At 75.2% G+C, this 26273-nt stretch carries 21 protein-coding genes and 1 pseudogene; 12 read left to right on the forward strand and 10 right to left on the reverse strand.

All coding sequences use genetic code 11. From position 1 onward, the window contains the following. The first annotated feature begins 306 nt into the window (after positions 1–306). Positions 307–1293, forward strand: a complete 987-nt coding sequence (locus C8046_RS06255; protein ID WP_109228698.1) for a phosphotransferase — start codon at positions 307–309, stop codon at positions 1291–1293. A gap of 19 nt (positions 1294–1312) precedes the next feature. On the opposite strand, the gene C8046_RS06260 is transcribed toward C8046_RS06255, so the two are convergent. Both C8046_RS06260 and C8046_RS06265 read right to left on the reverse strand, forming a co-directional pair. After that, positions 1313–4765 (reverse strand): ATP-dependent DNA helicase, encoded by a 3453-nt coding sequence (locus C8046_RS06260; protein WP_235866160.1) that lies wholly within the window; start codon positions 4763–4765, stop codon positions 1313–1315. A gap of 14 nt (positions 4766–4779) precedes the next feature. Continuing rightward, positions 4780–8076 carry a UrvD/REP family ATP-dependent DNA helicase gene (locus C8046_RS06265; RefSeq protein ID WP_158277146.1) on the reverse strand — a complete coding sequence of 1099 codons (3297 nt, stop codon included), beginning with the start codon at positions 8074–8076 and terminating at the stop codon, positions 4780–4782. Between the two features lie 125 nt (positions 8077–8201). Here C8046_RS06265 and C8046_RS06270 point away from each other — a divergent pair, with 125 nt between their 5' ends. Next, entirely contained in the window at positions 8202–8429 is a 228-nt protein-coding gene (locus C8046_RS06270) for a DUF3107 domain-containing protein (RefSeq protein WP_109228700.1), read from the forward strand. A 116-nt stretch (positions 8430–8545) separates the two neighbouring features. Here C8046_RS06270 and C8046_RS06275 read toward each other — a convergent pair whose 3' ends face one another. Further along, the gene (locus C8046_RS06275) at positions 8546–9235 is read right to left on the reverse strand and encodes a ferritin-like fold-containing protein (RefSeq protein ID WP_158277147.1); all 690 of its coding nucleotides are present in this window, start codon (positions 9233–9235) and stop codon (positions 8546–8548) included. A 193-nt stretch (positions 9236–9428) separates the two neighbouring features. On the opposite strand from C8046_RS06275, the gene C8046_RS06280 reads away from it, so the two are divergent. Next, on the forward strand, positions 9429–11225 hold the full coding sequence (locus C8046_RS06280) for a DEAD/DEAH box helicase (protein WP_109228702.1): 1797 nt from the start codon (positions 9429–9431) through the stop codon (positions 11223–11225). Positions 11226–11369: 144 nt separating this feature from the next. After that, complete coding sequence (locus tag C8046_RS06285) at positions 11370–11993, forward strand: L-threonylcarbamoyladenylate synthase (protein WP_109228703.1); 624 nt, start codon at positions 11370–11372, stop codon at positions 11991–11993. A 27-nt stretch (positions 11994–12020) separates the two neighbouring features. On the opposite strand, the gene C8046_RS06290 is transcribed toward C8046_RS06285, so the two are convergent. Both C8046_RS06290 and C8046_RS06295 read right to left on the reverse strand, forming a co-directional pair. After that, positions 12021–12638, reverse strand: a complete 618-nt coding sequence (locus tag C8046_RS06290; RefSeq protein WP_109228704.1) for a MarC family protein — start codon at positions 12636–12638, stop codon at positions 12021–12023. Further along, a complete protein-coding gene (locus C8046_RS06295; RefSeq protein ID WP_109228705.1) occupies positions 12635–13474 on the reverse strand; it encodes a PHP domain-containing protein in 840 nt (279 codons plus the stop codon). Before C8046_RS06295 ends, C8046_RS06290 begins: the two co-directional genes overlap by 4 nt. 69 nt (positions 13475–13543) lie before the next feature. Between C8046_RS06295 and C8046_RS06300 the strand changes: the two genes are divergently transcribed. Then, a complete protein-coding gene (locus tag C8046_RS06300) occupies positions 13544–15061 on the forward strand; it encodes an aminopeptidase P family protein (protein ID WP_235866161.1) in 1518 nt (505 codons plus the stop codon). Between the two features lie 81 nt (positions 15062–15142). On the opposite strand, the gene C8046_RS06305 is transcribed toward C8046_RS06300, so the two are convergent. Next, positions 15143–15862: a general stress protein gene (locus tag C8046_RS06305; protein WP_109228707.1), complete on the reverse strand. Its 720-nt coding sequence runs from the start codon at positions 15860–15862 to the stop codon at positions 15143–15145. A 110-nt stretch (positions 15863–15972) separates the two neighbouring features. Here C8046_RS06305 and C8046_RS06310 point away from each other — a divergent pair, with 110 nt between their 5' ends. The 7 genes from C8046_RS06310 to C8046_RS06340 all read left to right on the forward strand — a co-directional run bounded on the left by C8046_RS06310 (position 15973) and on the right by C8046_RS06340 (position 22866). After that, a complete protein-coding gene (locus C8046_RS06310; RefSeq protein ID WP_109228708.1) occupies positions 15973–17259 on the forward strand; it encodes a magnesium transporter MgtE N-terminal domain-containing protein in 1287 nt (428 codons plus the stop codon). Next, positions 17252–17833, forward strand: a complete 582-nt coding sequence (locus C8046_RS06315; protein ID WP_109230789.1) for a DUF1003 domain-containing protein — start codon at positions 17252–17254, stop codon at positions 17831–17833. Before C8046_RS06310 ends, C8046_RS06315 begins: the two co-directional genes overlap by 8 nt. Positions 17834–17927: 94 nt before the next feature. Continuing rightward, positions 17928–18812: an ABC transporter ATP-binding protein gene (locus C8046_RS06320; protein ID WP_109228709.1), complete on the forward strand. Its 885-nt coding sequence runs from the start codon at positions 17928–17930 to the stop codon at positions 18810–18812. Continuing rightward, positions 18809–19723 (forward strand): ABC transporter permease, encoded by a 915-nt coding sequence (locus C8046_RS06325; protein WP_109228710.1) that lies wholly within the window; start codon positions 18809–18811, stop codon positions 19721–19723. Before C8046_RS06320 ends, C8046_RS06325 begins: the two co-directional genes overlap by 4 nt. 10 nt (positions 19724–19733) lie before the next feature. Then, positions 19734–20960, forward strand: a complete 1227-nt coding sequence (locus tag C8046_RS06330) for a sensor histidine kinase (RefSeq protein WP_109228711.1) — start codon at positions 19734–19736, stop codon at positions 20958–20960. Further along, on the forward strand, positions 20957–21742 hold the full coding sequence (locus C8046_RS06335) for a response regulator (RefSeq protein ID WP_109228712.1): 786 nt from the start codon (positions 20957–20959) through the stop codon (positions 21740–21742). The genes C8046_RS06330 and C8046_RS06335 overlap by 4 nt, the downstream gene beginning before the upstream one ends. After that, positions 21739–22866, forward strand: coding sequence for an Mrp/NBP35 family ATP-binding protein (locus C8046_RS06340; RefSeq protein WP_235866162.1), 1128 nt, complete (start codon positions 21739–21741; stop codon positions 22864–22866). Before C8046_RS06335 ends, C8046_RS06340 begins: the two co-directional genes overlap by 4 nt. A 27-nt stretch (positions 22867–22893) precedes the next feature. On the opposite strand, the gene C8046_RS06345 is transcribed toward C8046_RS06340, so the two are convergent. The 4 genes and pseudogenes from C8046_RS06345 to sigE all read right to left on the reverse strand — a co-directional run. Further along, positions 22894–23328: a twin-arginine translocase TatA/TatE family subunit gene (locus C8046_RS06345; protein ID WP_109228713.1), complete on the reverse strand. Its 435-nt coding sequence runs from the start codon at positions 23326–23328 to the stop codon at positions 22894–22896. Continuing rightward, complete coding sequence (locus C8046_RS06350; protein ID WP_109228714.1) at positions 23329–24717, reverse strand: S1C family serine protease; 1389 nt, start codon at positions 24715–24717, stop codon at positions 23329–23331. Further along, positions 24710–25546: an anti-sigma factor family protein gene (locus C8046_RS06355; RefSeq protein ID WP_109228715.1), complete on the reverse strand. Its 837-nt coding sequence runs from the start codon at positions 25544–25546 to the stop codon at positions 24710–24712. The genes C8046_RS06350 and C8046_RS06355 overlap by 8 nt, the downstream gene beginning before the upstream one ends. Further along, positions 25546–26199: pseudogene (gene sigE, locus C8046_RS06360) on the reverse strand (RNA polymerase sigma factor SigE); the annotation flags it as partial. The gene C8046_RS06355 and the pseudogene sigE, both read right to left, overlap by 1 nt. Positions 26200–26273: the final 74 nt, after the last annotated feature.

The raw sequence follows: 26273 nt of genomic DNA on the forward strand, positions 1-26273 counted from the left end.
CCGCGCGCGGACCCGCGCCCGCCTCCGGATCCGGCGCCCCGTCCCCGCCCCGCCCGGCCGCGCCGACCGCGCCCTTGCGGTCGCAGCACCCGCGCGACCGCGCCCTTGCGGTCGCAGCACCCACGCGACCGCGCCCATGTGGTCGCTCCAGCGCCCGACCAGCGACCACAAGGACGCGGCAACACCCCGGGCACGACCACGACGGCGCGGTCGGGGCACCGATCGAGCTGCTCGCGCGGCGACCGGTACGCGCGCCCCCGGCGTGCGCTCACCGTCGTCGCGGGTCGACGCCGTTACGTTGGGTCCGTGCCTGACTCGACCGCTCCCGCAGGGCCCTCGACGCCGCCGCAGCCCACGCCGCCGCGCTCGGCCGTCTTCCTCGCCGCCCTCGCCACCTCCGCCGTGCCCGGTCTCGACGTCGTCGCGACCCGGCACCCGAGGGGCGTCGAGGAGCACGTGGAGTACACCGGGATCCTCGACTCCTCCGGCCGCAGCTGGGTCGTGCGCGCGCCGCGGACGGTCGCCTCGGGCGCCGCGCTCGAGGCCGAGTGGGCGCTGCTGGCCGCGCTCGCCGAGGCGACGGACCACCGCGACCTGCCGTTCGACGTCGCCCGCCCCACCGGGTTCGCCGACCTGCCGGAGGGCGGCCGCGCCGTCGTCCACCCCGACCTTCCCGGCCGCGAGCTGCCGCTGCACGAGCTCGCGCCCGGCCCCGGCCTGAGCGCCCACCTCGGCCGGAGCCTCGCGGCCCTGCACGAGGTGGACACGGCCGTCATCGGCGACGCCGGCATCCCCGTCTACACGGCGGAGGAGTGCCGCACGCGCCTGCTGGGCGAGCTCGACGTCATGGCGCAGACCGGTCGCATCGGTCCCGAGGTGCTGCGCCGCTGGGAGACCGCGCTGGAGGACGTGCGGGCCTGGCGGTTCCAGCCGACGTTCGTGCACGGCGACCTCGCGCCCGAGCGGGTGCTCGCCGACCGTGACGGCGTCCTGGCGATAACCGACTTCACCGCCGCCCACGTCGGCGATCCCGCCGTCGACCTCGCCTGGCTGATGGCCGCCGCCCCCGAGGACGCGCTCGAGTCCGTGCTCGAGGCCTACGCCCTGCACCGCGGCGAGGCCGCCGGGTCGATGATCGTGGCGCGCGCCCAGCTCCTCAGCGAGCTGGCCCTCGGCCGCTGGCTGCTGCACGGCCTGCGCCTGCGCGACTCGCTCGTCACCGACGAGGCGGAGGCGATGCTCGCCGACCTGGCCATCGCCGTCGACGGCGCCGCCCCGATCATCCCTCGCTGACGGCAACGCGGCCTCGGCCTCACGCGCCGGCCCCGGCCTCCCCCGCGGCGGCGGCGAGCCCCACCGCGCGCAGCTGACCGAGCTGGTCGGCGACGAGCGCCTCGACCTCGGCCTCACCGAGCATCGGGGCGTCGTGCGTGATGCCGGCCCCCACGAAGTGGAACGAGGCGGCGACCTGCTCGATCGGCACGCCGTGCAGCCGCGACCAGCCGAGCCGGTACAGCGCCAGCTGGAGCTCGCGTGCCACCCGGGCCCGCTCGCCGCGCGCCGGCACCCCGGTCTTCCAGTCGACGACATGGACGGTCGGGGTCGATCCCGTCCCGGGTGCCTCGCCCCGCCACGGGAAGACGGCGTCGATGCGACAGCGCACGCTCGTGCCGGCCACCGGCGTCTCGACGTCGGCCTCGATCGCGATCGGCTCGCGACCCGCCCACGGCGAGGCGAGGAACGCCTCCTGCAGCGCGACCAGCTCGTCGTCGCTGGTCACGGCGTCGGCGAGGTCGAGGTCGTCGACGTCGAGCAGCGCCGCCCGGGCGAAGTGCCGCTCGACCCACGCGTGGAACTGCGTCCCTCGCCGCGTGTGGGGGGACGGTCGCGACGGGATCGGGCGCCGGCGGTCCAGCGCGAACGTCGTCGGGTCGGTCGCCAGCGCCACCACGGACGACGCCGACAGGTGCGACGGATCGGCGAGCGTCCGCCCCCGGGCGGCGTCCTCGATCTCGGCGAGCAGCGTCTCGGCCTGCCACCGCCACTGGACGACCACGGGATCGCGCGTCGCGGGTCGCTCCTCACCCGCCGGATCCGCCTCGTCCCCGCTCCCGGCCGAGGTCGACGCCTCGCCGGTCGGCACCTCGCCCGACGGTCGCGCGTGCTCGATCGGCACGAGCGACGCGGCGCGGCGCAGCGCCGCGGCGAGCTCCTCGTCGGGGGCGGCGGGCCACGGCGCCTGGACCGGAGCGGGCGGCTCCGTCTCCCCCGGCGGCTCGGCCAGCGCGTCCGGCGGCGTCCCGGGCAACGGCTGGGCGGCCCCGGACGCGACCAGCGCACGCAGGAACCGTGACGGCTCGTTCACCGTCTTGCGCCCCGACCGCCAGCACCCCGTCAGCACGAGGATCGAGCGGGCGCGCGTGAACGCCACGTAGGCCAGCCGCCGCTCCTCGCGCAGCTCGCGCTCGCCGTCGGCCTCGCGGAACGCGGTGAGCGCGTCCCGCACGCCCGCGTGGTCCGCACCCGCGTCCACCTCGAGGTCGGGCAGGTGCGCGGCGTCCCCGCGCAGCTCGTAGGGCAGGGCCTCGAGCGAGGTGGTCCAGCCCGAGGACGTCGGGCGACCCTTCGCCGTCGAGATGCTGGGGAAGTCGCCCTCCATGAGCCCGACGACGCCGACGACGTCCCACTCCAGGCCCTTGGAGGCGTGGATCGTCATGATCTGCACGCAGGAGGGATCGGGCTCGGTGCTCGCGACGTCGAGCCCGCGCTCGTACTCGTCCGCGGCGTCGAGCCACGCCAGGAAGGCTCCGAGGGTCGGCGACGGCGAGCCCGCCTCGAACTCCGCGGCCACGACCGCGAGCTCGTCGAGGTTGGCCCGGCCGTGCGCCGCGCCGCCGGCGTGGGCGTGCACCTCGAGGTCGAGTCCGACGGCCTGCTCGACGGCGACGACGAGGTCAGCGAGCGCCAGGTGGGCGAGCCCGCGGACGTCGCGCAGGACCAGCCCCGCCGACCGCAGCCGCTCCAGCCCGGTCGGTGTGAACGAGCGCCCGCGGTCGGAGGTCCACCCCGGATCGGTCGGCAGCAGCTCCAGCGCCTCCACGATGCTGGCGGCGTCGGTGTCCTCCCGCGCGGCGCCGTCGGGTCGGCGCGCGGACGTCCGGGCCCGGGCCAGATCGGCGAGCGCGAACAGGTCGGCGGCCCCGAGCCGGAACGCCGGCCCGGTGAGGATCCGCATCAGGGCATCGCCCCGCGACGGGTCGTAGGCGGCCGTGAGCACCGCGCGGACGTCGCTGACCTCCGGCGTGCGCAGCAGGCCGGCGAGACCCACGACCTGCGCGGGAAGTCCGTGCTCGGCCAGCGCCGCCCGCACCGCCTCGAACTGGCTGCGCTTGCGGCACAGCACCGCCGCGGTCTGCCGGCCCGGCCGCCACGCGGTGCGCAGCGCGCGGGCCAGGGCCGTGGCCTCGGCCGCGGAGTCCTCGGCGAACGTCCAGCGCACGACGCCGGTGCCCGCGCCCGGTCGCGCGAGCAGCGGCGGGACGTCGACGACGGCGGGGGTCTCGCCGCCGCTCGAGACATCGCCGCCGCTCGAACCGTCACCGTCGCCCGCCCCGTCAGCCCCGTCGTCGCCCGCCCGCAGCGGCCCGGACGTGAGGTTGGCCGCCGCGAGGATCGCCTCGTCGTTGCGCCACGACGTCGTCAGGTGAGCGACGACGGCGGGGGCGCCGTCGGGCCGGGGGAACTGCTCGGGGAACGACAGCAGCGCCCCCGCGCTCGCACCGCGCCAGCCGTAGATCCCCTGGTGCGGGTCGCCGACGGCGGTGACCGGGTGACCGTGGGAGAACAGCGCCTGCAGCATGTCGAGCTGAGCGACGGAGGTGTCCTGGTACTCGTCGAGCAGGACCACGCGCGCAGTGGCGCGCTCGCCCTCCCCGACGACCGGGAACCGGCGCGCGAGCGTCGCGGCCGCCGCGACCTGGTCGGGGAAGTCCATCGCCCCGCGAGCACGCTTGCCCGCGCTGAACTCCTCCACCAGCGGCATCAGCGCGGCGCGCGAGCGCAGGGAGGCGATGACCTTGGCGACGTCGGCGTACGGATCCTTCTTGCGGGCGGTCGGCAGCGCGTCGGCGAGGCCGTCGGCGATCCGGTGCAGCTCCCGCGCCGCTCGCTCGGGCGTGAGCATGTGCTCGGCGAGCTCCCCGGCCAGGGTCACGACGGCGCGCACCACCGTGATCGGGGCGTTGGTCAGGTCGAGATCCCCCGTCCAGCTCTCCACGACCTTCGTGGCCACCTGGAACCGGCCCGCCTCGCTCAGCAGCGTCTGGTCGGCCTCGATCCCGAGCCGGACGCCGTGGTCGTTGACGAGCTGCGCCGCGTAGGCGTTGTAGGTGGAGATGCGCGGACGCTCCGTGAGCCAGGAGACGTCGCCGGCCTCGCGCGGCACCGCGGCCCCGGCCGACCCACCGGTTCCGCCCGCCCCGGCCCGCGCCCGGGCCAGCGCCCGCAGGTGTCGCTCGATCCGTCCCGACAGCTCCGAGGCCGCCTTGCGCGTGAACGTCAGCCCCAGGATCTCCGACGGCGCGACGATCTCGTTGGCCACCAGGTAGAGCACGCGATCGGTCATCGTCGCGGTCTTGCCGGACCCGGCGCCCGCGACCACCAGCATCGGCTCCAGCGGCGACTCGATCACAGCGACCTGCTGGTCGGTCGGCTCGGGCTTGCCGAGCAGCGCCGCCAGCTCGCGCGCCCCGATGCTCGTCCCCACGGTCGGCTCCTCGCTCACGGTCCCACCACCCGCGCGCCGGCGTCCTGCGCCGGGCAGCTGCCCGCCACGGGGCAGCCGCCGCAGTAGGGCCCGGTCGTGGCCGTGAAGGTCGCCGAGGCCATCGTCGTGGCCGCGTCGGCGATGAGACGGGTGGTCCACGGGTCCTCGGGGGTCGGTGCCGCCTGGTCCCGCACCCCGGGCCTGGCGGCGGCGCCGTCGACGTAGACCAGGCGCGCCCCGCCGACGCTCGCGTCGGGGAAGCCGCCCGCGAGCACGGCCTCCTGGTAGGCCGCGAGCTGCGGGTGGTGCTCGGCGTCGGCCACGCTCACCCGGGTCGAGGAGGTCTTGAGGTCCACGATGCGCACCGCCCCGTCGCTCAGGTGCTCCACCCGGTCGACCCGGCCGGTGAGGTCGGCGCGACCGACGGTGACGGCGAACGCCTGCTCGGCGTCGACCTCCCCGGGCACGCCGATGACGTACTCGGCCAGCAGCCGCACCATGTTCTCCGCGCGACGGCGCTGGAGCCGGTCGGGCCAGCCGTCGCCGAGCCCGAGGCTCGACCAGCGCGCGTCGAGCTCGGTGAGCATCTCGGCCTCGCTGCCGTGGGGCAGGTCGGCGGCGATGCCGTGCACGAGCGTCCCGAGCTCGGCCGCCACGTACGAGCCCGCCCGACCACCCGCCTGCGTGAGGGCCCACTTGAGGGCGCACTGGTCGAGCGTCGTGAGGTCCGACGGCGTCATCCGCACCTGCTCCTCGTGCGTCCACAGCTCCCGGGTGCTGGAGTCCATGGCCGTGCCCCACCAGGTGGCGGGGTCCGCGCCGGCCACCGCATGGGCGGCCAGCAGCGCGAGCAGCTCGCCGGCCGCGGCGGCGCGGCGGCTCGAGGTGGGGTGCAGCACCTCGCGGCGCAGCGCGGCCGTCAGGCCGCGCAGGTCGAGCGCGGGCGGGACGGCCGTGACAGGGCGGTCCACCTCGGAGTCGGGATCGGGCGGGTCGACGATGTCGAGCAGCCCGGAGGGACGGGTGTCGGAGTCCTGCACGGCCGTGACCAGCAGGTGCGCCCGGGTCCGGCTGACGGCGCTGGCGAGCAGCCTCAGCTCGTCGGCGAGCACGGCGCGCCTGGCGTCGATCGGACGCAGCGGCGCGTCGCCGCGGCCGGTGGCGAGATCACTCACACCGACGGGGTCGAGCAGCCGCGCGCGCAGCCGCAGGTCGGGCCAGACGTCCTCCTGCACCCCGGCCACCGCCACGACGTCCCACTCCAGACCGGCCGCGGTGGCCGCCGTCGCCACCGTCACGGCCTCCGACCGCTCGCCGGTGGCGGCGAGGGTGTCGGAGGCGAACTCCTGGGCCTCGAGGTAGGCGGCGAACCCGCCGATGGCGGCGCCCTCGTGGCGCACCGTGAACGACTCGGCGGCGCGGAAGAGCGCGAGCACCGCGTCCAGGTCGCCGTCGGCACGCTCGGCCGCGGCCCCCGTCCCGAGCGCCCGGCGCCGCCAGACGGGTGCCAGACCGGTCGCGTCCCAGACCGCCCACAGCACCTGCTCGAGGGTCGGGCCCTCCTGCGCGAGCGCACCGCGGCCGGCGCGCAGGACGCGGGTGACGCGCCGCAGCCCGGTGCGCAGCCGGTAGGGCACCGCCTCGGGGACGTCGTCGGCCTCCACGGCCTCGACCAGCAGGTCCGCGCTCGAGCGCTGCCCGCCGGCCGCCGCCTCGGCCCCGCGCAGCGAGCGCCGCAGCGCGCGCATCGCGACGGCGTCGAGACCGCCGACCGGGGACAGCAGCAGCTCGGTGACCTCCTCCGGCGGCAGGGGCTCGCCGTCGGGCAGGGCGGCGAGCGCCAGGGCGCGCAGCAGCGGCCGCACCGCCGGCTCCTCGCGCAGCGGCACCTCGCCCTGGGCGGTCGCCACCGGCACACCGCCGGCACGCAGCCCGCGTCGGAGCGCGGCGACCTGGCCGCTCGCACGCACGAGCACGGCCATCCGGCTCCAGGGCACGCCGTCGCGCAGCCGGTGGGTGCGCAGGGTCCGGGCGATGCAGCGCGCCTCCTCGGGCACGCTGCGCAGCACGGTGACCGTCACGCTGGAGGTCGGGGCGCCGTCGGGATCCGTCACGATCGCGGGCAGGGCGCGTCGTCGGCGCGCGTCGCCCAGCGCCGGCAGCCCGGCCGTGACGGCGGCGACGACGCCGCGCAGCCGGTCGTCGCCGCGCCAGACAGTGGGGAGCACGTGGGTCTGCGCCCCGAACTCGCCGACGACGGCGCGCTCGGCCGCGCCGCCCCGGGCACGACCCCGCCCGGCCGTGGGCCACGCGACGCCGCCGAGCGCGCCGGCGGGGCCGGTGGTCGCCCGGTCGAGGAGGGCGGGGACCGCGCCGCGGAACGTCTGGACCGCCACGTCGGGATCGCCCAGGAGGACGAGCTGGGCACCGTCGTCGGCCAGCACCTGGAGCAGCCGGGCGGAGGCGAGCGTGGCGTCCTGGTAGTCGTCGTGGACGACCGCGCGCAGGCGCGGCCGCGGGTGCCCCGGCAGGTCGAGCTCCCACGCGGCGAGCGCCTGCACGGCCTCGTCGAGGATCGTCGCGACGTCGTAGCGCCGGCCGCGGTCGGGCGTGGTCTCCCCGAGCCGGGTGATCTCCTCGTACTCGGTCAGCACCCGGCCGGCCGCCGACCAGGCCGGACGACCGTGCGCCTCACCGCGCCGCACGAGCTCGGCCCCGTCCCACCCGGCCTCGGCCGCGCGCATCAGCAGGTCGCGCAGCTCGTGCCGGAAGGTCGACAGCGTCAGCGCCTCGGACGGCACCTCGTCCGGCCAGACGGGGTTGCGGCCCACACCCTCGGCGTGACCGGCCAGCATCTCCGTCAGCACCGCGTCCTGGTCGGCGCCCGTGAGCATGCTCGGTGGCACGTCACCCAGGAGGGCGGCGCGAGCCCGCAGCACCGAGAACGCGAACGACGCCGGGGTGCGCACCATCACCCGACCGACCGTGACGGGCAGCCGGGCGGCCAGCGCGTCGCGCAGGCGGCCGGCCGCGCGGCGCGTGGGAGCCAGGAGCAGGAGGTCGTCGGTGCCGCCCAGCTCCGCGAGCGAGGCCATGACCTCGAGCGCGGTGGTGCTCCGCCCCGACCCGGGCGCGCCGAGCACGACGTGGTGTCCGCCGCGCCGGACGGCCTCGAGCGCCGCGGCGCGCGCCGCCTCGCCCTCGGCCGCGGCATCACGCGGCTCGGCCACGGAATCACGCGGCTCGGCCACGCTCCCCGCCGCGGGCGCACGCAGCGACCCGGGGTCGGCGAGGGGCGGCTGCGAGGTCATGGGGTCGATCCCATCACGGGCCGCCGACATCCGACCGCGGCGCTCGCGACCCGGGCCGGAACGCCGGGCTGCGCCGCCAGCGAACGTGCCCGCCGTCGTCGCCGTCGCTGCCTACGATGGCCCACATGGAGATCACGATCGGAATTCGTCAGGTTGCCCGCGAGCTGACCCTGGAGACCAACCAGTCCGCCGACGAGGTCACGGCCGCCGTCGAGAAGGCGCTGGGTGGCGCCATCCTCGACCTCACCGACGCCCGCGGGCGTCGCGTGATCGTGCCGTCGGAGGCCATCGGCTACATCGAGCTCGGCGCCGAGGAGACCCGTCGGGTCGGGTTCGGCGTCCCCACCGCCTGAGACGTACCGCCTGAGCAGGACCGGAGCCGGGTCGGGCGACGCTGCGGCGTCGTCGGGCCCGGCTCCGTCGCTTCCGGCCTCGTCGCCTCTCGGCCTCGACGCCGGCACCCACCGCGTCAGGCAGTCAGGCCGAGCCGCTTCATCCGGCGGGCGTGCTCGCTCGTGAGGCGGCCGGTGAGCGAGCCCACGGCCTCGGGCGAGGTGTCGACCCCCGTGGCCACGGCGACGAGCTCGGGATGCCCGGTGAGGAGCCGCGAGGCGACCCCGAGCCCCTCCCCCACGACGCGCCGGCCCCAGAGCGCCAGGCGCGCCCCCAGCTGGGACTCCGCCGCGATGACGGGGGCGAGCTGCGCCACGACGAAGCCGCCGTGGCCGTTGTCGGCGAGGGCCTCGCCCGCGACGTCGCGCGCCCGGCCGGCCAGTCCAGCGACGATCTCGCGCTGCAGGTCGAGCACGATCCCGTAGCCGATGTAGGTCTTGACCTGCCGCTCCCACCAGTCGCGCGGGACGAGACGGGCGTCGAACTCGCTGAGCAGCTCGCGGAAGGACCAGATGCTGTCGTCCAGCTCCTCCGACGCACCACCCAGCTCCAACGCGTGCGCCTCGACGAGCTCGAGCGAGGAGAGCTCGCTCGCGGCCATCCGGGACAGGGCGATGCGGGTGCGCAGCTCGGGTGCGTGCGCGGCGTCGTCGGCCAGGCGGGCGAACGTCGCGAGCTCACCGGCCGCCACGAGGGCGAGCACCTCCACGACGGCGACGTCGGGCACGGGGGCGGAGCTCGCGGGGACGGTACCGGGGTCGGACATGCGCGCCAGCCTATCCGCGGCACTACACTGGCCCTGACACAGGTTGCCCGGTCGCTGCCAAGCCCCTGCCTCCGCCTGCCGCCCCCGCGGCCGGCTCGAAAACCCGCGATCGGCTGCCGCCACCAGGCGTGAGCTTCGCCGCGGCAGGTCCGCCCGCCCCGAGCCAGACGGCGCCACGAGAGCAAGGCACCACATGTCAGAGACCTCCCTCGACTCCAACGAGCCGATCACCGACCCCACCGACGGCGACGCCGCCGTCACCGAGACCCCCGAGGCCGAGATCGCCGAGATCGCCGCCGAGGTGCTGGACGGCCCGGCCGTCGACCCGCACACCGAGGTCCAGCAGACCTTCGCCGACTTCGCCGTCTCCCCCGAGATCGTGGGCGCGCTGGCCGATGTCGGCATCCTCCACCCGTTCCCGATCCAGGCACTGACCCTCCCGGTCGCCCTCTCGCGGCACGACATCATCGGCCAGGCCAAGACCGGAACCGGCAAGACGCTGGGCTTCGGCGTCCCGCTGCTGCAGAACGTCGTGGCCCCCGGCGAGGAGGGGTTCGACGCGCTCGACTCACCCGGCAAGCCGCAGGCGCTCGTCGTCGTCCCGACGCGCGAGCTCGCGGCGCAGGTGGCCGGCGACCTCGCCACCGCCTCCCGCCGCCGCAAGGTCCGCATCATCCAGCTGTACGGCGGCCGCGCCTACGAGCCGCAGATCGACGCGCTCACGAACGGCATCGAGGTCGTCGTCGGCACGCCCGGTCGCATGATCGACCTGCTCAAGCAGCGTCACCTCGACCTCTCGCACGTGCGCACCGTCGTGCTCGACGAGGCCGACGAGATGCTCGACCTCGGGTTCCTCCCCGACGTCGAGACCCTCATCGCCGCGACGCCCCCGAACCGCCACACGATGCTGTTCTCGGCGACCATGCCCGGCGCCGTCATCGCGCTGGCCCGCCGCTACATGTCGCACCCGACGCACATCCGGGCGCACGACCCCAACGACGACGGCGTCACGCTCAAGGCGATCAAGCAGTTCGTCTACCGCGCCCACGCGCTGGACAAGGTGGAGATGCTCTCGCGCATCCTCCAGTCCCGCGGCCGCGGCCTGACGATCGTCTTCACGCGCACCAAGCGCACCGCCGCCAAGGTGGCCGACGACCTCGCCGAGCGCGGCTTCGCCTCCGCCGCGATCCACGGCGACCTCGGCCAGGGCGCCCGCGAGCAGGCGCTCCGCGCGTTCCGCAACGGCAAGGTCGACGTGCTGGTGGCGACGGACGTCGCGGCCCGCGGCATCGACATCGACGACGTCACCCACGTCATCAACTACCAGTGCCCCGACGACGACAAGACCTACCTGCACCGCGTGGGTCGCACGGGCCGCGCCGGCAACACAGGCACCGCCGTGACGTTCGTCGACTGGGACGACGTGCCCAAGTGGTCGCTCATCGACAAGGCGCTCGGGCTCGACACCCCCAGCCCGCCGGAGACCTACTCCTCCACGCCGTCGCTCTACACGGACCTCGACATCCCCGAGGGCACCCGCGGCCGGCTGCCCCGCTCGGAGCGCACGCGCGCCGGGCTCGGCGCCGAGGCCGTCGAGGACCTCGGCGAGACCGGCAAGCGCGGCGGCAAGGCTCCCTCGCGCGACGGCGGTCGTGGTTCCTCGCGCGACGGCGGCCGCGGCGGTCGCGACGGCGGGCGCGAGTCCGGCCGTGGCGGCCGTGACGGTGGCCGGGACGGTGACCGTCCTCGTGGCGAGCGCACCGGCGAGCCCCGTCGCCGTCGCAACGACGACGCCGCTCTCGCGGCGAAGGCCGAGACGTCCGGCGTGCAGCTCCCGGGCTCCGACGTGAGCATCGCGCTGCCCGACCGCTCCGGCACCGTCCCCGGCCACGCCGTGGCCGCGAACGACGGCGATCGCACGCCGCGCCGGCGTCGCCGCCGCCGCGGCGCCGGTGGTGGCGCGGGCGAGGGACAGGCCTCGGCCGAGTAGCACCACCGCGACCTCCCACGATCCCGTCGGATCGGCGCCCACGGGCGTCGACCCGGCGGGATCGCGTCGTTGCTGCGTCACTCGCAGCCCCGCCCCGTCAGCCCGCCCCTGTCCCGGCACGCCCCGCCGTCCTAGGGTGGGTGGATGGCACGGTTCCTCGAGGTCCACCCCGTCAACCCGCAGGCCCGCGCGATCTCGCAGGTCGTGGCGATGCTCCGCGACGACGACGCGCTGATCGCCTACCCCACGGACTCCTGCTACGCCCTCGGCGCGCGGCTGGACTCGATCACCGGCCCCGAGCGGATCCGGCAGATCCGGCACCTCGACGCCAAGCACGACTTCACGCTCGTGTGCTCCGACTTCCACCAGCTCGGCTCGCTCGTGCACCTGGACAACTCGGCGTTTCGCGCGATCAAGGCCGCGACGCCCGGGCCGTACACGTTCATCCTCCCGGCCACCAAGGAGGTGCCGCGGCGGCTTCACCACCCGAAGAAGAAGACGGTCGGCGTGCGCATCCCGCAGCACCCCGTCGTGCGCGAGCTGCTGCGCGAGCTCGGGGAGCCGCTGCTGACCTCGACGCTGCTGCTGCCCGGGGCCTCCGAGCCGCTGACGGACGGCTGGCAGATCAACGAGGAGATCGGCCACCTCGTCGACGCGGTGCTGGACTCGGGCGAGTGCGGCACCGAGCCGACGACGGTCGTGGACCTGTCCTCGGGCGCCCCCGAGGTGCTGCGCGTGGGCGCGGGCGATCCCACCCCGTTCGAGTAGGACGCACACCCGCCCCGCGGCGGCGCGCTACGCCGTCGCGACGAACGCGATGACCGCGTCGGCGATGAGCTGCACCGCGATGGCGGCCAGCAGCATGCCCGCCAGCCGGGTGACGACGGTGACCCCGCCGTCGCCCAGGATCCGCTTGACGATGCCGGCGAACCGCATCGCGAGGTAGAGGCACACGTGCACGGCGACGATCGCCGCGGCGATGGCCACCCACGCCGCGGGCGAGCGGTCGGAGTTCTCCACCGCCAGCATCGAGGCGACGATCGCGCCGGGACCGGCGAGCAGCGGCGTCCCCAGCGGCACGAGCGCGACGTTGACACCGGAGGGCGACGGCGTGGGGTCCTCGCTCTTGCCGGTGAGGAGGTCGAGCGCCACCAGGAGCAGCAGCAGACCGCCGGACGCCTGGAACGCGGGCACGGAGACGTGCAGGAAGTCGAAGATGTAGCGCCCGAAGAGCGTGAACGCGACGATCACGCCGAACGCCACGAGGATCGCCTGCCGCGCGGCTGCGATCCGCTGCGTGCGGTTCATCGACGACGTGAGCGCGAGGAACACCGGGACCGTCCCGGGCGGATCCATGATCACGAAGAGCGTGAGGAACGTCGTGGTGAAGAGCGTGAGGTCGATCCAGCTCATCGGAGGACCGCCAGGCGCCCGCGCTCGGCGATCGCCGCGAGCGCGTCGGGGTTGGTGATGTTCTCCCCCAGACGGTTGAGCTTGCCGGTGCCGTGGAAGTCGCTGGAGCCGGTGACCACCAGGTCCAGCTCACGGGCGAGGTCGCGCAGGGCGGCGCGGTCGGCGCCCGAGTGGTCCCGGTGGTCGACCTCGATCCCGACCAGCCCGACGGCGGCCAGCGCGGCGATCCCGTCGGCGTCCAGGCTCGCGCCGCGCAGGTGGGCGAACGGGTGCGCGATGACCGGCACGCCGCCCGCCGCGAGCACCAGGGCGATCATCTCCTCCGGCGTCGGCACGTCGTAGTGCACGACGTACGGGCTGCCGTCGCCGAGGATCGAGGCGAAGACGGCGTCGCGCGTCGGCGCGGCCCCGACGGCGACGAGCGCGTCGGCGATGTGGGGGCGGCCCACCGTCGCGCCGGGGGCGACCTGCGCCAGCACGTCGTGCCAGTCGATCGGGAAGTCGCGGGCGAGGTTGGCGACGATCGCCTCGGCGCGGCGCACGCGGGCCGTGCGCGAGCGGGTCAGCGCGGCGGCCAGCGGCTCGTCCTGCGGATCGTGCAGGTAGGACAGCAGGTGGACGCTCGTCCAGCCCGTGCGGGTGGACAGCTCGGCCCCGCGCACCAGGGCGATCCCCGCCTCGTGGGCGGCCTGCGCGGCCTCGTCCCAGCCCGCCGTCGTGTCGTGGTCGGTGAGCCCCAGGACGTCGATCCCGGCCGCCGCCGCGGCCGCCACCAGCTCCCGCGGGGACTGCGTCCCGTCCGAGGCGGAGGAGTGGGTGTGGAGGTCGATGGGCACGAGCGCTGATCCTACGCCGCCGCCGTCGGACCGCCCGGGCGAGGAGCCCGAGGTGGGACGATGGAGCGCATGAGTGACTCCCAGCCCGTCAGCGACCGCGGCAGCAACCGGTCGCAGCGTCCCAGCTCCGCCTCCTTCCGCGAGTTCATGGGCAGCTCCTGGGCCGCCCGGGAGACGACCCCTCCCGAGCGCCTGGAGTCCGCCCCGTTCGCGGCCGAGCGCCGGGCCCGCCTCGGTGCGCAGCTCGCCGGCGACACCCTCGTGATCCCCGCGGGGTCGCTGAAGGTCCGCTCCAACGACACCGACTACGCGTTCCGCCCGCACGCCGCGTTCAGCCACCTCACGGGGCTCGGCACGGACCAGGAGGCCGACGCGGTCCTCGTCCTGCACCCGGTGGCCGACGGCGGTCCCGACGGCGCCACCCACGAGGCCGTGCTCTACACGCGCCCGCTCGCCGCCCGCGACACCGAGGAGTTCTACGCCGACGCCCGCTACGGCGAGTTCTGGGTCGGTGCCCGCTGGACGCTCGAGGAGGCCGAGGCCCTCACCGGCATCCGCGCGGCCCACATCGACGACCTGCGCGACGCCGTCGCCAAGGACGCCTCGACGCCGGGCGTGCGGCTCCGCGTCGTGCGCGGTGCGGACGACACCGTCGCCACCCTCGTGGACGTCGTCGCGGCCGAGAACGGCCACAGCTCGTTCGAGGACTCCGAGCTCGACGACGACCTCGCGACCGCCGTGTCCGAGCTGCGCCTGGTCAAGGACGCCTGGGAGATCGCGCAGCTGCGCCTCGCCGTCGACGCCTCGATCCGCGGGTTCGCCGACGTCGTCGGCGCGCTCCCGCGCGCCGTCGGGCACCGCCGCGGCGAGCGCGTGGTCGAGGGTGTCTTCGCCGCGCGGGCGCGCGAGGAGGGCAACGCCGTCGGGTACGACACGATCGCGGCCGGCGGGGACCACGCCACCACGCTGCACTGGATCCGCAACACCGGCGCGATCGTCGAGGGCGAGCTCCTGCTGCTCGACGCCGGCGTCGAGGTCGACTCGCTGTACACGGCCGACGTCACGCGCACGCTGCCCGTGACCGGGCAGTTCACCGAGGTCCAGCGCCGCGTCTACGAGGCGGTGCGCGAGGCGGCCGACGCCGCGTTCGCCGTCGTGCGCCCGGGGATCCGCTTCCGCGAGGTGCACGCCGCCGCGATGGAGGTCATCGCGGCGCGACTCGAGGAGTGGGGGCTGCTGCCCGTCAGCGCCGAGGTGAGTCTGACGCCTTCAGGACAGCAGCACCGCCGCTGGATGCCGCACGGCACGAGCCACCACCTCGGGCTCGACGTGCACGACTGCGCCCAGGCGCGCGCCGAGATGTACCTCGACGGCGTGCTCGAGCCCGGCATGGTCTTCACCATCGAGCCGGGTCTGTACTTCAAGGCCGACGACCTCGCGGTGCCGCAGGAGTACCGCGGGATCGGCGTCCGGATCGAGGACGACGTGCTCGTCACGGCCGACGGCTACGAGAACCTCAGCGCGGCGCTCCCCCGGACCGCCGACGACGTCGAGGCGTGGATGGCGGGGCTGCTGCCGCGCAGCTGAGGCGAGCCATCACGACGGCGGGCGTCCGCCGGGTCGGGGTCGGGCGCACAGGAGCCGCTGGAGCGGCGCTGCCGCTACCGCCTACGGCTCGCGGCGGTCGCCCTCGATGCGCTGGCCGTACCGCGGCGGCTCGTCGGGCGACGGCTCGGCCGGCTGCTGCGGCTGGGGTGCGGCCTGCGCGGGCGCCGGGTACTGCGGCTGGCCCGTCGGCGTCTGCTGGCCGTACTGCGGCTGGCCCACGGGCGGCTGACCGACGGGCGGCTGCGCCTGACCGAACGACTGCTGCTGCGTCGCCCCGAGCGCCCCGCCGCTCACGGAGATCTCCGCCTTGCGCAGCCGGTCGCGCGCCTCGGCAGCCAGGTCCGGCAGGCAGAGCACCGAGTAGCGGCTGGCCACCACCTGCGAGGAGGAGACGAAGTCGCGCTTGCCACCGGTGAAGGAATAGGAGATGACGCCGAACATCGACCCGAACGCGGCACCGATGGCCGCGCAGGTGAGGATCGTCGCCAGGATGTTGCCCTCGGCGCCGGCGAACAGGCTGAACAGCAGACCCACGAAGATGCCGAACCAGACGCCCGACAGGGCGCCCGCGAGCGCGACCCGCGGGTAGGACAGGCGTCCCGTCACCCGCTCGACCATCTTCAGGTCGGAGCCGACGATCGTCACGGCCTGGACGGTGAAGGCGCCGTCGGCGAGCACGTCGACCGCCTTCTGGGCCTCGAGGTAGGTCGCGAAGGAGGCGATCTCCACCCCCTGCGGCGGGGTGGGGACGCGCATGGCACGGGGGTCGTTGAGGGACATGCCCCCATTCTCGCGCGAAACCGCCGAACGTGCGCGAACTCCTGGATGCGGGTCGCGGCCGCGTCGGCCGGCCGCTCGCGTGCGTCCGGCCAGCGCCTACCCTGGGGGTCGTGAGCACTCCCTCCCGCGTCTTCGCCGCCCGCCTGGCGGGCACCGGTGTGTTCGACCCCAACCGCGACCGCGTGGGCCGCGTGCACGACGTCGTCGTCGTCTCGCGGACGACCGGCGCCCTGCGCGCCGTCGGGCTCGTGGTCGAGGTGGCGGGCAAGAGACGCGTGTTCGTCCCGCTCTCCCGCGTGACCAGCATGGACGCGGGCGCCGTCATCACCACGGGCCTGCTCAACATGCGCCGGTTCGAGCAGCGGGCCGGCGAGATCCAGGTGGTCGGCCAGCTCCTCGACCGCACCCTCACGCTGCACGAGCGCGACGGCGGCGGGGACGCCCGGCTCGAGGACCTCGCGATCGAGCTCCGGCGCGGTCGCGACTGGGACGTCACCAAGCTGTTCGTGCGCCGCACCGTCGCCGGGGGCCTGCGCTGGCGCCGCGGCGAGTCGCTGCTCGTGGACGCCGACTCCGTCGCCGGCCTCACGGTCGAGCGCCCGGGCCAGGGCGCCGCCACGCTGCTCGCGACGCTGGAGGGTCTCAAGCCCGCCGACGTCGCCGACGTCCTGCACGACCTGCCCGAGGGCCGCCGCCTCGAGGTCGCCGTGGAGCTCGACGACGAGCGCCTCGCCGACGTCCTGGAGGAGCTGTCGGACGAGGACTCCGTCGCGATCCTCACGGCGCTCGACACCGACCGCGCCGCCCGCGTGCTCGACGTCATGCAGCCCGACGACGCCGCCGACCTCGTCGGCGAGCTGCCCGCCGACACCGCGGCCGAGCTGCTGGAGCGGATGGAGCCCGAGGAGGCCGACGACGTCCGGCGCCTCCTCGCCTACGGCGAGCACACCGCGGGTGGCCTGATGACGACCGAGCCGGTCATCCTCGGCCCCGAGGCGACGATCGCCTCGGCCCTGGCGCACGTGCGGCGCCGCGACCTGGCACCCGCGCTGTCCACCCTCGTGTTCGTGGTGCGGCCCCCGCTGGAGACGCCCACGGGACGCTTCCTCGGCGTCGTCCACCTGCAGGCGATGCTGCGCGAACCCCCGCACGACGCCCTCGGCACCATCCTGGACAAGGACATCGAGTGGGTCCTGCCCACCGATCCGCTCGGCAAGGTCACGCGCCTGCTGGCCACCTACAACCTGACCGCGCTGCCCGTGCTCGACGAGCAGCACCGCCTGCTCGGTGCGGTCTCCGCCGACGACGTGCTCGACCGGCTGCTGCCGGACGACTGGCGCGACGCCGACGACGCTCTCACCGACGCCTCACTCACCCCGGGAGGTGGCCGTGGCTGACCGTCTCGACACCCCGCTCGAGAAGGCCACCGGCCTCTTCGGGCGCCGTCCGCGCGCCACCCGCAGCGGCGACGGCGTCGGCGCGAACGCCGAGGCCATCGCGCGGTTCTTCGGCACGCCGCGCTTCCTCGTCTACATGACGGTGTTCTGCGTCTTCTGGCTGACCTGGAACACGCTGGCGCCCGAGAACCTGCGCTTCGACAGCTACGCGCTCGGCTTCACGCTGCTGACCCTCATGCTCTCGCTGCAGGCCTCCTACTCCGCGCCGCTGATCCTCCTGGCGCAGAACCGGCAGACCGACCGCGACCGCGTGGCCGCGGAGCAGGACCGTCAGCGCACCGAGCGCAACCTCGCCGACACCGAGTTCCTCGCCCGCGAGATGGCCTCGCTCCGCCTCGCGCTGCAGGACGTCGCCACCCGCGACTACGTGCGCGGCGAGCTGCGCGACCTGCTCGAGGACCTGCGCGAGGAGATCCGCGCCGACAACCGGGCTGAGACCGGGGACGGCGAGGACGACGGCGAGAGCGTGCCCGAGCGTCGCGGTCGCTCCGAGCGGGGCTCCGGCCGCCGCTGAACCGCCGGCCGTCTCGCGACCCACCGGTCGAGGGAGGGCAGGCCCACCGGTCGGTGGCTACCCAGCAGGGCCCCGGCAGGCCAGGCTGGAGGGCATGACCTCCTCCCCCGCCGTCGTGGTCGACGGTCTGCGCAAGAGCTACGGCGACCTCGTCGCCGTCGACGACCTCTCGTTCGAGATCCACCCGGGCGAGACGTTCTCCCTGCTCGGCCCGAACGGCGCCGGGAAGTCCACGACGATCGAGATCCTCGAGGGCTACCGCCGCCGCACGGGCGGCTCCGTCAGCGTGCTCGGCCACGACCCCGGCCGCGGCGGCGCCGACTGGCGCGCGCGCCTCGGCATCGTGCTGCAGGACCTGCCCGAGGGCGGTGCCTACACCGTCCGCGAGCAGCTCACCCAGACCGCCCGGTACTACCCGCACCCGCGGGAGGTGGACGAGGTCATCGCCGCCGTCGGGCTGCAGGCGAAGGCCGACGTCCGCATCGGCAAGCTGTCCGGCGGCCAGCGTCGGCGGGTCGACGTCGCGCTCGGCGTCGTCGGGCGGCCCGAGCTGCTCTTCCTGGACGAGCCGACCACCGGGTTCGACCCGGAGGCCCGCCGCGAGTTCTGGGACCTCATCCGCAGCCTGGCGAGCGAGGGAACGACGATCCTGCTCACCACGCACTACCTCGACGAGGCCGCGCAGCTCGCCGACCGGGTCGGCATCATCATCGGCGGCCGGTTGGCGGACCTCGGCACCGTGGACGCGATCGGCGGCCCCGAGGCCCGCACGCCCGTGGTCACGTGGCGCGAGCACGACGGCGAGCTCAGGCGTCGCTCGACCCTCACGCCCGGCGCCCTCGTCGCCGAGCTGACCGGTCGGCTCGGCGGCGAGCCGCGCGACCTCTCCGTCACCCGCCCGAGCCTCGAGGACGTCTACCTCGCGATGGTGGCCGCCTCGGCCACCACCGCCCAGCCCGCCTCGGAGGTCTCCCGATGAGCACGACCCCGACCCGTCCCGTCACCGTCACCGCTCCCCCCGACGGCGAGGCCGCGGCCGCACCGTGGTTCGGCCTGCTGCGCGCGGTCCGGCTGGCCCCGGCCCGCATCGCGTTCGAGGTCCGCGGCTACTTCCGCCAGGGCGACACGGTGTTCTTCACGTTCCTGTTCCCCGTGCTGTTCCTCGTGCTGTTCTCCGCGATCTTCTCGGGGGACATCACGGCGGCCGGCGCCGCCGGCACCGGAGTCGAGGGCGGGGAGAGCGGGACCGTCATCACGATGGCCACGTACTACCTGCCCGGGATGCTCGCGGCCGGTCTGCTGCTCTCGGGGGTGCAGAACCTCGCGATCGACATCGCCATAGAGAAGGGCGACGGCCGCCTCAAGCGTCTCGGCGGCACGCCGATGAGCCCCGTCACCTACTTCCTGGGCAAGTTCGGGCAGGTCGTAGTCACGGGCCTCGGTCAGGTCGCCCTGCTGCTCCTGGTCGCGCGGTTCGCGTTCGACGTCGCCCTCCCCACCGAGCCCTCGCGCTGGCTGACCTTCGCCTGGCTCTACGTGCTGGGGATGTCGGCGAGCGCCCTCCTGGGGATCGCGCTGTCCTCGGTGCCTCGCTCGGGGAGGTCCGCGAGCGCCGTCGTCATCCCGATCGTGCTCGTGCTGCAGTTCATCTCGGGGGTCTACGTCGCCAACTTCGACCTGCCCGACTCCGTCCAGACCATCGCCTCGTTCTTCCCTCTCGCCTGGATGGCCCGCGGCATGCGGTCGGTGTTCCTGCCCGAGGACTTCGCGATCCTCGAGCGCGGGGAGGTCTGGGGCCAGGGCGAGACCGCCCTCGCTCTGCTGGCCTGGCTCGTGGTCGGCGCGATCCTCTCGCGGCTGACCTTCCGCTGGCTGCGTCGCGACGCGTGAGACTGGGCTCGTGAACATCACCAGCCGGTGGTGGGACGTCGCGATCGTCGGCGCCTGCCTCGCCACGATCGGGGTCGCGACGCTCGACGAGCGCCCGGACCCTCTCTCCCTCCTCGCGGTCGTGGGGCTGCTCGCCCTCGTCCTCGTGCACGTCGTCGTCGGACACCGGGCGCTGCGCCAGAAGGAGACGCCGCTCGTCCACGTCGTCACGGCGGCGATCGTGGTCGCGTTCGGCATCGGCATGGCGGGCTCGGGCACCGTGGCGATCGCCCAGACGGTCCTCTACCCGGCGCTGTGGGCGATGAGCTCGACGTGGACCCGGGGCGTGCTGCGGTCCTGCCTGCTCGCCGTCGCGCTCGTCGTCGGTGCCGGTCTGGGCCGGCAGGACTGGGGCGAGGCGCTGATCACGGCCGCGATCTCGCTGGTGTTCTCGATCGCCGTCGGCACCTGGATCATCCGGATCGCCGAGCACGTGGAGGAGCGCGACGCGCTGCTCGACCAGCTGCGTGCGGCGCAGGCCGACGTCGCCGCCCTCGAGCGCGCCGCCGGGGTCGAGCAGGAGCGCGCCCGGGTGGCCCGCGAGATCCACGACACGATCGCCCAGAGTCTCACCGGCCTCGTGATGGCGGTGCAGCGCGCCCAGGGGGCCCTGGTGCCGGGGGCCGCGCCGCCGCCGTCGACCGCCCACGACCTCGACGTCGTCGCCGAGCTCGCGCAGGACGCGCTCCGGGAGGCCAGGGCGCTGGTGGTGGACTACGCGCGTCCGACGGCGCTGACCGACTCGCTCGAGCGGGTCACCAGCTCCTTCTCGCGCGAGACCGGTGTGCGGCTCGAGCTGCGGATCGACGTCGCCGACCTCCCGCGCGAGCACGAGGTCGTCGTGCTCCGCACGGTGCAGGAGGCCCTCGCCAACGTGCGCAAGCACGCCCACGCGTCGCGCGTGTGGGTCGGCGTCGGGACCACGGCACCGGAGGACGACGGCCCCTCGGGCCATCCCGGCCCCGTCGATGTCCATGTCGCGGCGACCGCCCCGTCCGGCCTCTGGGTCGAGGTCGACGACGACGGCATCGGCCCCGGCGACGGCGTCGACGCCGTGGCGGACGCGGCCGGCACCAGCGGCTTCGGTCTGAGCGGCCTGCACGACCGGCTCGCGCTGGTGGGAGGGTGGGTGACGTTCGGTCCCCGCCGGCCGCGCGGCAGCCGCCTGCGCGCCCACATTCCCCGGAGCCACCCGTGAGCGAGCCCTCGGCCACCTCTGCCGCCCCCGCCGCCCCGAGCGCCGCCGTCGTGCGGGTGCTCGTCGTCGACGACCACCCCATCGTGCGCGCGGGCATCGTCGGCCTGCTGGCGAGCGACACGGGCATCGAGGTCGTGGGCGAGGCCGGCGACGGCGCGCAGGCCGTCGCGCTGGCGGCGCGGCTGCGGCCCGACGTCGTGCTCCTGGACCTGCGGATGCCCGTGCTCGACGGCGTCGCGGCCACCGCGCAGATCCTCGCGACGGGCGGTCCCCGCATCCTCGTGCTCACCACCTACGAGAGCGACGACCAGATTCTCGCCGCGATCGAGGCCGGGGCCAGCGGCTACCTCATCAAGGCGGCGCCGCCGGCCGAGATCGTCGCGGGGATCCGCGCCGTCGCCGCCGGGACCTCACCGCTCTCGCCGTCGGTCGCCACCGCGCTCGTGGCGCGGCTGCGCGAACGACCCACGGCCGGGGCTGCCGCCTCGCCCCGGACCCCGGTCACGAGCGCCGCCACCCCCGACCTCGCCGCACCTCACCCCGCCGCCCCCGACCTCACCGCCCGCGAGCGCGAGGTGCTCGCCCTGGTCGCGCAGGGCCTGTCGAACCCCGCCATCGGCCGCCGGCTCTTCATCGGCGAGGCCACCGTGAAGTCGCACCTGCTCAAGGTGTTCGCGAAGCTCGACGTGTCCGACCGGACGCGGGCCGTGACGCGCGCCATGGAGCTCGGCCTCCTCCTCCCGGACGCACCGCCGACGGAGCGACCTACACTCGAAGGGTGAGTACCGACCCCCGCCTCGACGCCGTCCACCAGGCTCTCGCGGGAGTCCTCGATCCCGAGATCCGCCGCCCGATCACCGAGCTCGACATGGTCAAGGGCGTCGAGCTCCAGGGCGACCACGCGCTCGTGACCGTGGCGCTGACCACGGCGGGCTGCCCGCTGCGGGACACGATCACCGCAGGCGTGACCGACGCCGTCGCGGCCGTCGACGGGGTCGGGAGCGTCGCCGTCGAGCTCATCGTGATGACCGACGACGAGCGCACCGCCCTGCGCACCAAGCTGCGCGGCGGCACGGCCGAGCCGGTCATCCCGTTCTCCCAGCCCGGTTCGCTCACGCGCGTCATCGCCGTCTCCTCCGGCAAGGGTGGCGTCGGCAAGTCCACGGTGACGGCGAACCTCGCCGTCGCGCTCGCGGAGCAGGGCCTGTCGGTCGGGGTGCTGGACGCCGACATCTACGGGTTCTCGATCCCGCTGATGCTCGGGGTGACGCACTCCCCCACCAAGGTCTCCGACATGATCCTGCCGCCGGTCGCGCACAACGTGAAGGTCATCTCGATCGGGATGTTCGCGGCGCCCGGCCAGCCCGTCGTGTGGCGCGGCCCGATGCTCCACCGCGCGCTGCAGCAGTTCCTCGCCGACGTCTTCTGGGGCGACCTGGACGTGCTGCTCCTCGACCTCCCGCCCGGCACGGGCGACATCGCCATCTCGGTGGCGCAGCTCGTCCCCGGGGCCGACCTGCTCGTCGTGACGACGCCGCAGGCCGCGGCCGCCGACGTCGCGGCGCGGGCCGGCTCGATGGCCGCCCAGACGCGGCAGAACGTCATCGGTGTCGTGGAGAACATGTCGTGGCTGACCCAGCCCGACGGCAGCCGTCTCGAGCTCTTCGGCAGCGGCGGCGGCGAGGCCGTGGCCGACCAGCTGACCTCATCGCTCGGCTACCGCGTCCGGCTGCTGGCCCAGGTGCCGCTCGACGTCGCGGTCCGCGAGGGTGGCGACGGCGGGACGCCCGCCGTCATCACGGGGGCCGACGGCGAGGGCGTGAAGGCCCTGCGCGGGCTCGCCAAGCAGCTCGCGGTCAAGGAGCGCGGGCTCGCCGGCAAGCACCTCAGCCTCAGCCCGCTGTAGCGGGGCGTCGGCCCGGGGCGCTCCGGCTCAGGTCGCCTCGTCGTCGAACGGGGCCGGGCCCGACGGCGTGGCCGGGCGCTGCGAGGACGCGGGAGGGACGTAGCGCGACGGCGGCTTCCGCGTCGAGGACGCCGCCCCGCCCGCAGCAGCTCCCGCGGCTGCCCCGGCCCCGACGGCCCCCGCCGCACCGGCAGCGCCCGGCGCCGGCCTCGGGTCGTCGAGCAGCGCCTCGCGCACGATCCGGCGCGGGTCGTACTGCCGCGGGTCGAGGTCCTTCAGGTCGTCGAAGCTGTCGCCCAGCTCCTCGCGGACCCGGTCGGTCGCGCCACGGGCGATGGCACGCACCTCGCGCACGATCCGGCCGAGCTGAGCGGCGTAGGCGGGCAGGCGCTCGGGTCCGACCACCAGCAGCACCACCACCAGGAGGATGCCGACCTCCCAGCCGTTGATGGAGCCGATCATCTAGGAGCTCCGCTCCTCGCCCAGCACGACCGCGACGTCGCGGTCCCCGGCGCTCTCGCGCACCGTGAGCACGACGGTGTCGCCCGGGGCCCGCGCACGGATCGCGACGATCAGCTCGTCGGGCACCGTGAGCGGGACGCCGTCGATCGCGACGATCACGTCGCCGGCGAGGATGCCCGCCGCCTCGGCCGCGCCGCCCGGCGTGACGGGCTCGACGCCGTTGGACGCCGCGTCCGAGACCTTGACCCCGACGCCCTGGTAGCCGGAGTCCAGCAGGACCCCGATCACGGGGTAGGTGGCGAAGCCGTTGGCGATGAGCTGCTCGGCGGTCCGTCGCGCCTGGTTGCTCGGGATGGCGAACCCGAGGCCGATGCTGCCGGCGGCGTTCTGACCGGGCGGCTGCGCGATCGCCGAGTTGATGCCGATGACGCGGCCCTGGTCGTCGAGCAGCGGGCCGCCGGAGTTGCCGGGGTTGATCGCCGCGTCGGTCTGGATCGCGTTGATGAAGGAGGTCTGCTCGGCGTCGCCGGCCTGGACCGGGCGATTGAGCGCGCTCACGATCCCGGCCGTCACGGTGCCCTGGAGCCCCAGCGGGGCGCCGACGGCGACGACTGTCTCGCCGACCCTGACCTCGTCGGAGTCGCCGAGGGCGAGCGGGACGAGCCCCTGCACGTCGACCTTGATGACGGCGAGGTCGTAGTCGCTCGTCACGCCGACGACCGTCGCGGGGGCCTGCTCGCCGTTGCTGAACACGACGGTGAGCTCGGCCCCGCCGTCGACCGCCGCGGCGACGACGTGGGCGTTGGTGAGGATGTGGCCGTCCTCGCGGAGCACGAAGCCGGAGCCGCTGGAGCCCGCGTCGGCCGAGCGGACCTCGATGGCGACCGTCGAGGGCAGCGCCTGCGCCGCGATGGCCGAGATGTCGGCGGCGCCGGAGGGCGCGCCGCCCTCGTCCGGCGTGCTGGGTGCCGGCGGGACGAGCGTGGAGGGCGCCGACGACGGCGGCGGGCTGGACGTCGGCGCGGGGGCCGCGTCCGGGACCGTCTCGATCCCGAACTGCGGGGCGAGCACGAGGCCGAGCAGGGTGCCGACGACCAGCGCGAGCACCGCCGTCGCGGCGACGACACCGCGGCCGACGCCCTGCCGGGGCGACCTGACGCGTCGCTGGCGACGTGCGCTGCGGCGCGACGGAGACTCGGGGGCGGGGCCTCCGCCGTCGGGCAGGGGCCACTGCGGTCCGGCGCCCGAGGAGCCGAGCGGCTGCTGCGGATCGAGTCCGGGCTGCGGGAGCGTCTGGGTCGGGTGCGACCCCTGCTCCGGCGTCGGCCAGGGCCAGGAGTCCTGCGGCGGGGTGGGACGCGGCGGGGTGGGACGGGGCGGCTCAGCCACCGGCGATCACCTGCCAGCCGCGCGACAGGCTCTCGAGCACCCCGGGCGCGCCCGAGGCGTCGAACTCGCGGATCACCGACAGGCTGAGGTCCTCGTCCGTCGACGTGACGGCGACGACCTCGCCACCGGCCTGCGTCAGCCACCAGTCCCCGACGAGATGGACCTCGAGCTGCCCGACCCGCACGCTGCGTGTCACCTCGACGTCGGTGAGGTCGACGACGCCGTGGGTCTCGAGCACCGTCACGGCCTCGCCCTCGACGCTCAGCTCGACCCGGAGGTCGCCCGAGGACAGCTCGGAGACGGTCACGAGCTCGGTGCCGGTGGGCAGCTCAGCTGGCGAGGTCCAGCCCGTGGGCCAGGCGTCGGTGCCACCGTCGGAGGTCTCGACGACGACGGCGTCCGCGCCGCCGGGCATCGGCTCGGCCGCGAGGGCCGTGAGGCGCTCGGGCGAGGTGGTGCGCGAGGCGCCGAGCACGACGAGCGAGCCGCCCGCGACCACGCCGAGCCCCATCACGGAGACGGCGGCGACGGCCACCAGGCGGATCGGGGAACGACGCGGCGTCGACTCCCACGGGGCGCGCGGTCGGTCGGTCCCGGCGTCGGCGGCGTCGGCGGCCGTCAGCGCGAGCAGGCGGTCCTGCAGGCTGGTGGGCACCTCGACGGCGCCGAGCGACGAGGTCAGGCGACGCTGCCGCTGCTGCTGACGCACCAGGTCCGTGCACGCGTCGCAGCCGTCCAGGTGGGCGCGGGCCCGCGCCTCACCCGCCTCGTCGAGGCTGCCGTCGGCGAGCGCCCCGGCGTCGTCGCCGAGATGTCCGAACGGCCACATCACTGCGCACCCCCCGGGGCGAAGCGCGGCCGCGGCAGACCGAGTCGCTCCGTCGGCGGCGTCTCCGGGGCGCCGCGCACGAGCTCGGGCGAGCGGTGCGCGAGCGACGCCCGCAGGCGGGCGCGACCACGGTGGATGCGCGAACGCACGGTGCCGAGCGAGATGCCGAGGACGTCGGCGATCTCGTCGTAGGTGAGGTCCTCGATGTCCCGCAGCACGACGGCGGCGCGGTACTCCGGCGGGAGCTCGTCGAGCGCGGCCTGGATGTCGACGTCGAGGTTGCCGATCTCGAACCCGCGCTCGGGCTCGTCCGCGCGGGCGGCGCGCGGGACGTCGGCGTCGTACTCGCCCAGGGCCGAGGTCTTGTTGCGCGCCTTGCGACGGACCTGGTCCAGGAAGAGGTTCGTGGTGATGCGGTGCAACCAGCCCCCGAACGTTCCCGGCGTGTAGGAGTCGAGCGACCGGAAGACGCGCAGGAAGACCTCCTGGGTGAGGTCCTCGGCGTCGGCCACCTGGCCGGTGAGCCGGTAGGCCAGCCGGTACACCTGCGGGGTGTACTGGCGCACGATCTCGTCCCAGGTGGGCGGCTGCCACTCCTCGGCCTGCACGGAAGTCCTATCGTCGGAAGGCCTCGAGTCTACGTGCCGGAGCGCCTGACGGCTGCTGGCGGAACGGGCGGCACGTGCGGCGCGCCCGGACGCGGGCGGACCGTGCCGCCACCTACGAT

Source organism: Serinibacter arcticus (assembly GCF_003121705.1).
Lineage (GTDB): Bacteria > Actinomycetota > Actinomycetes > Actinomycetales > Beutenbergiaceae > Litorihabitans.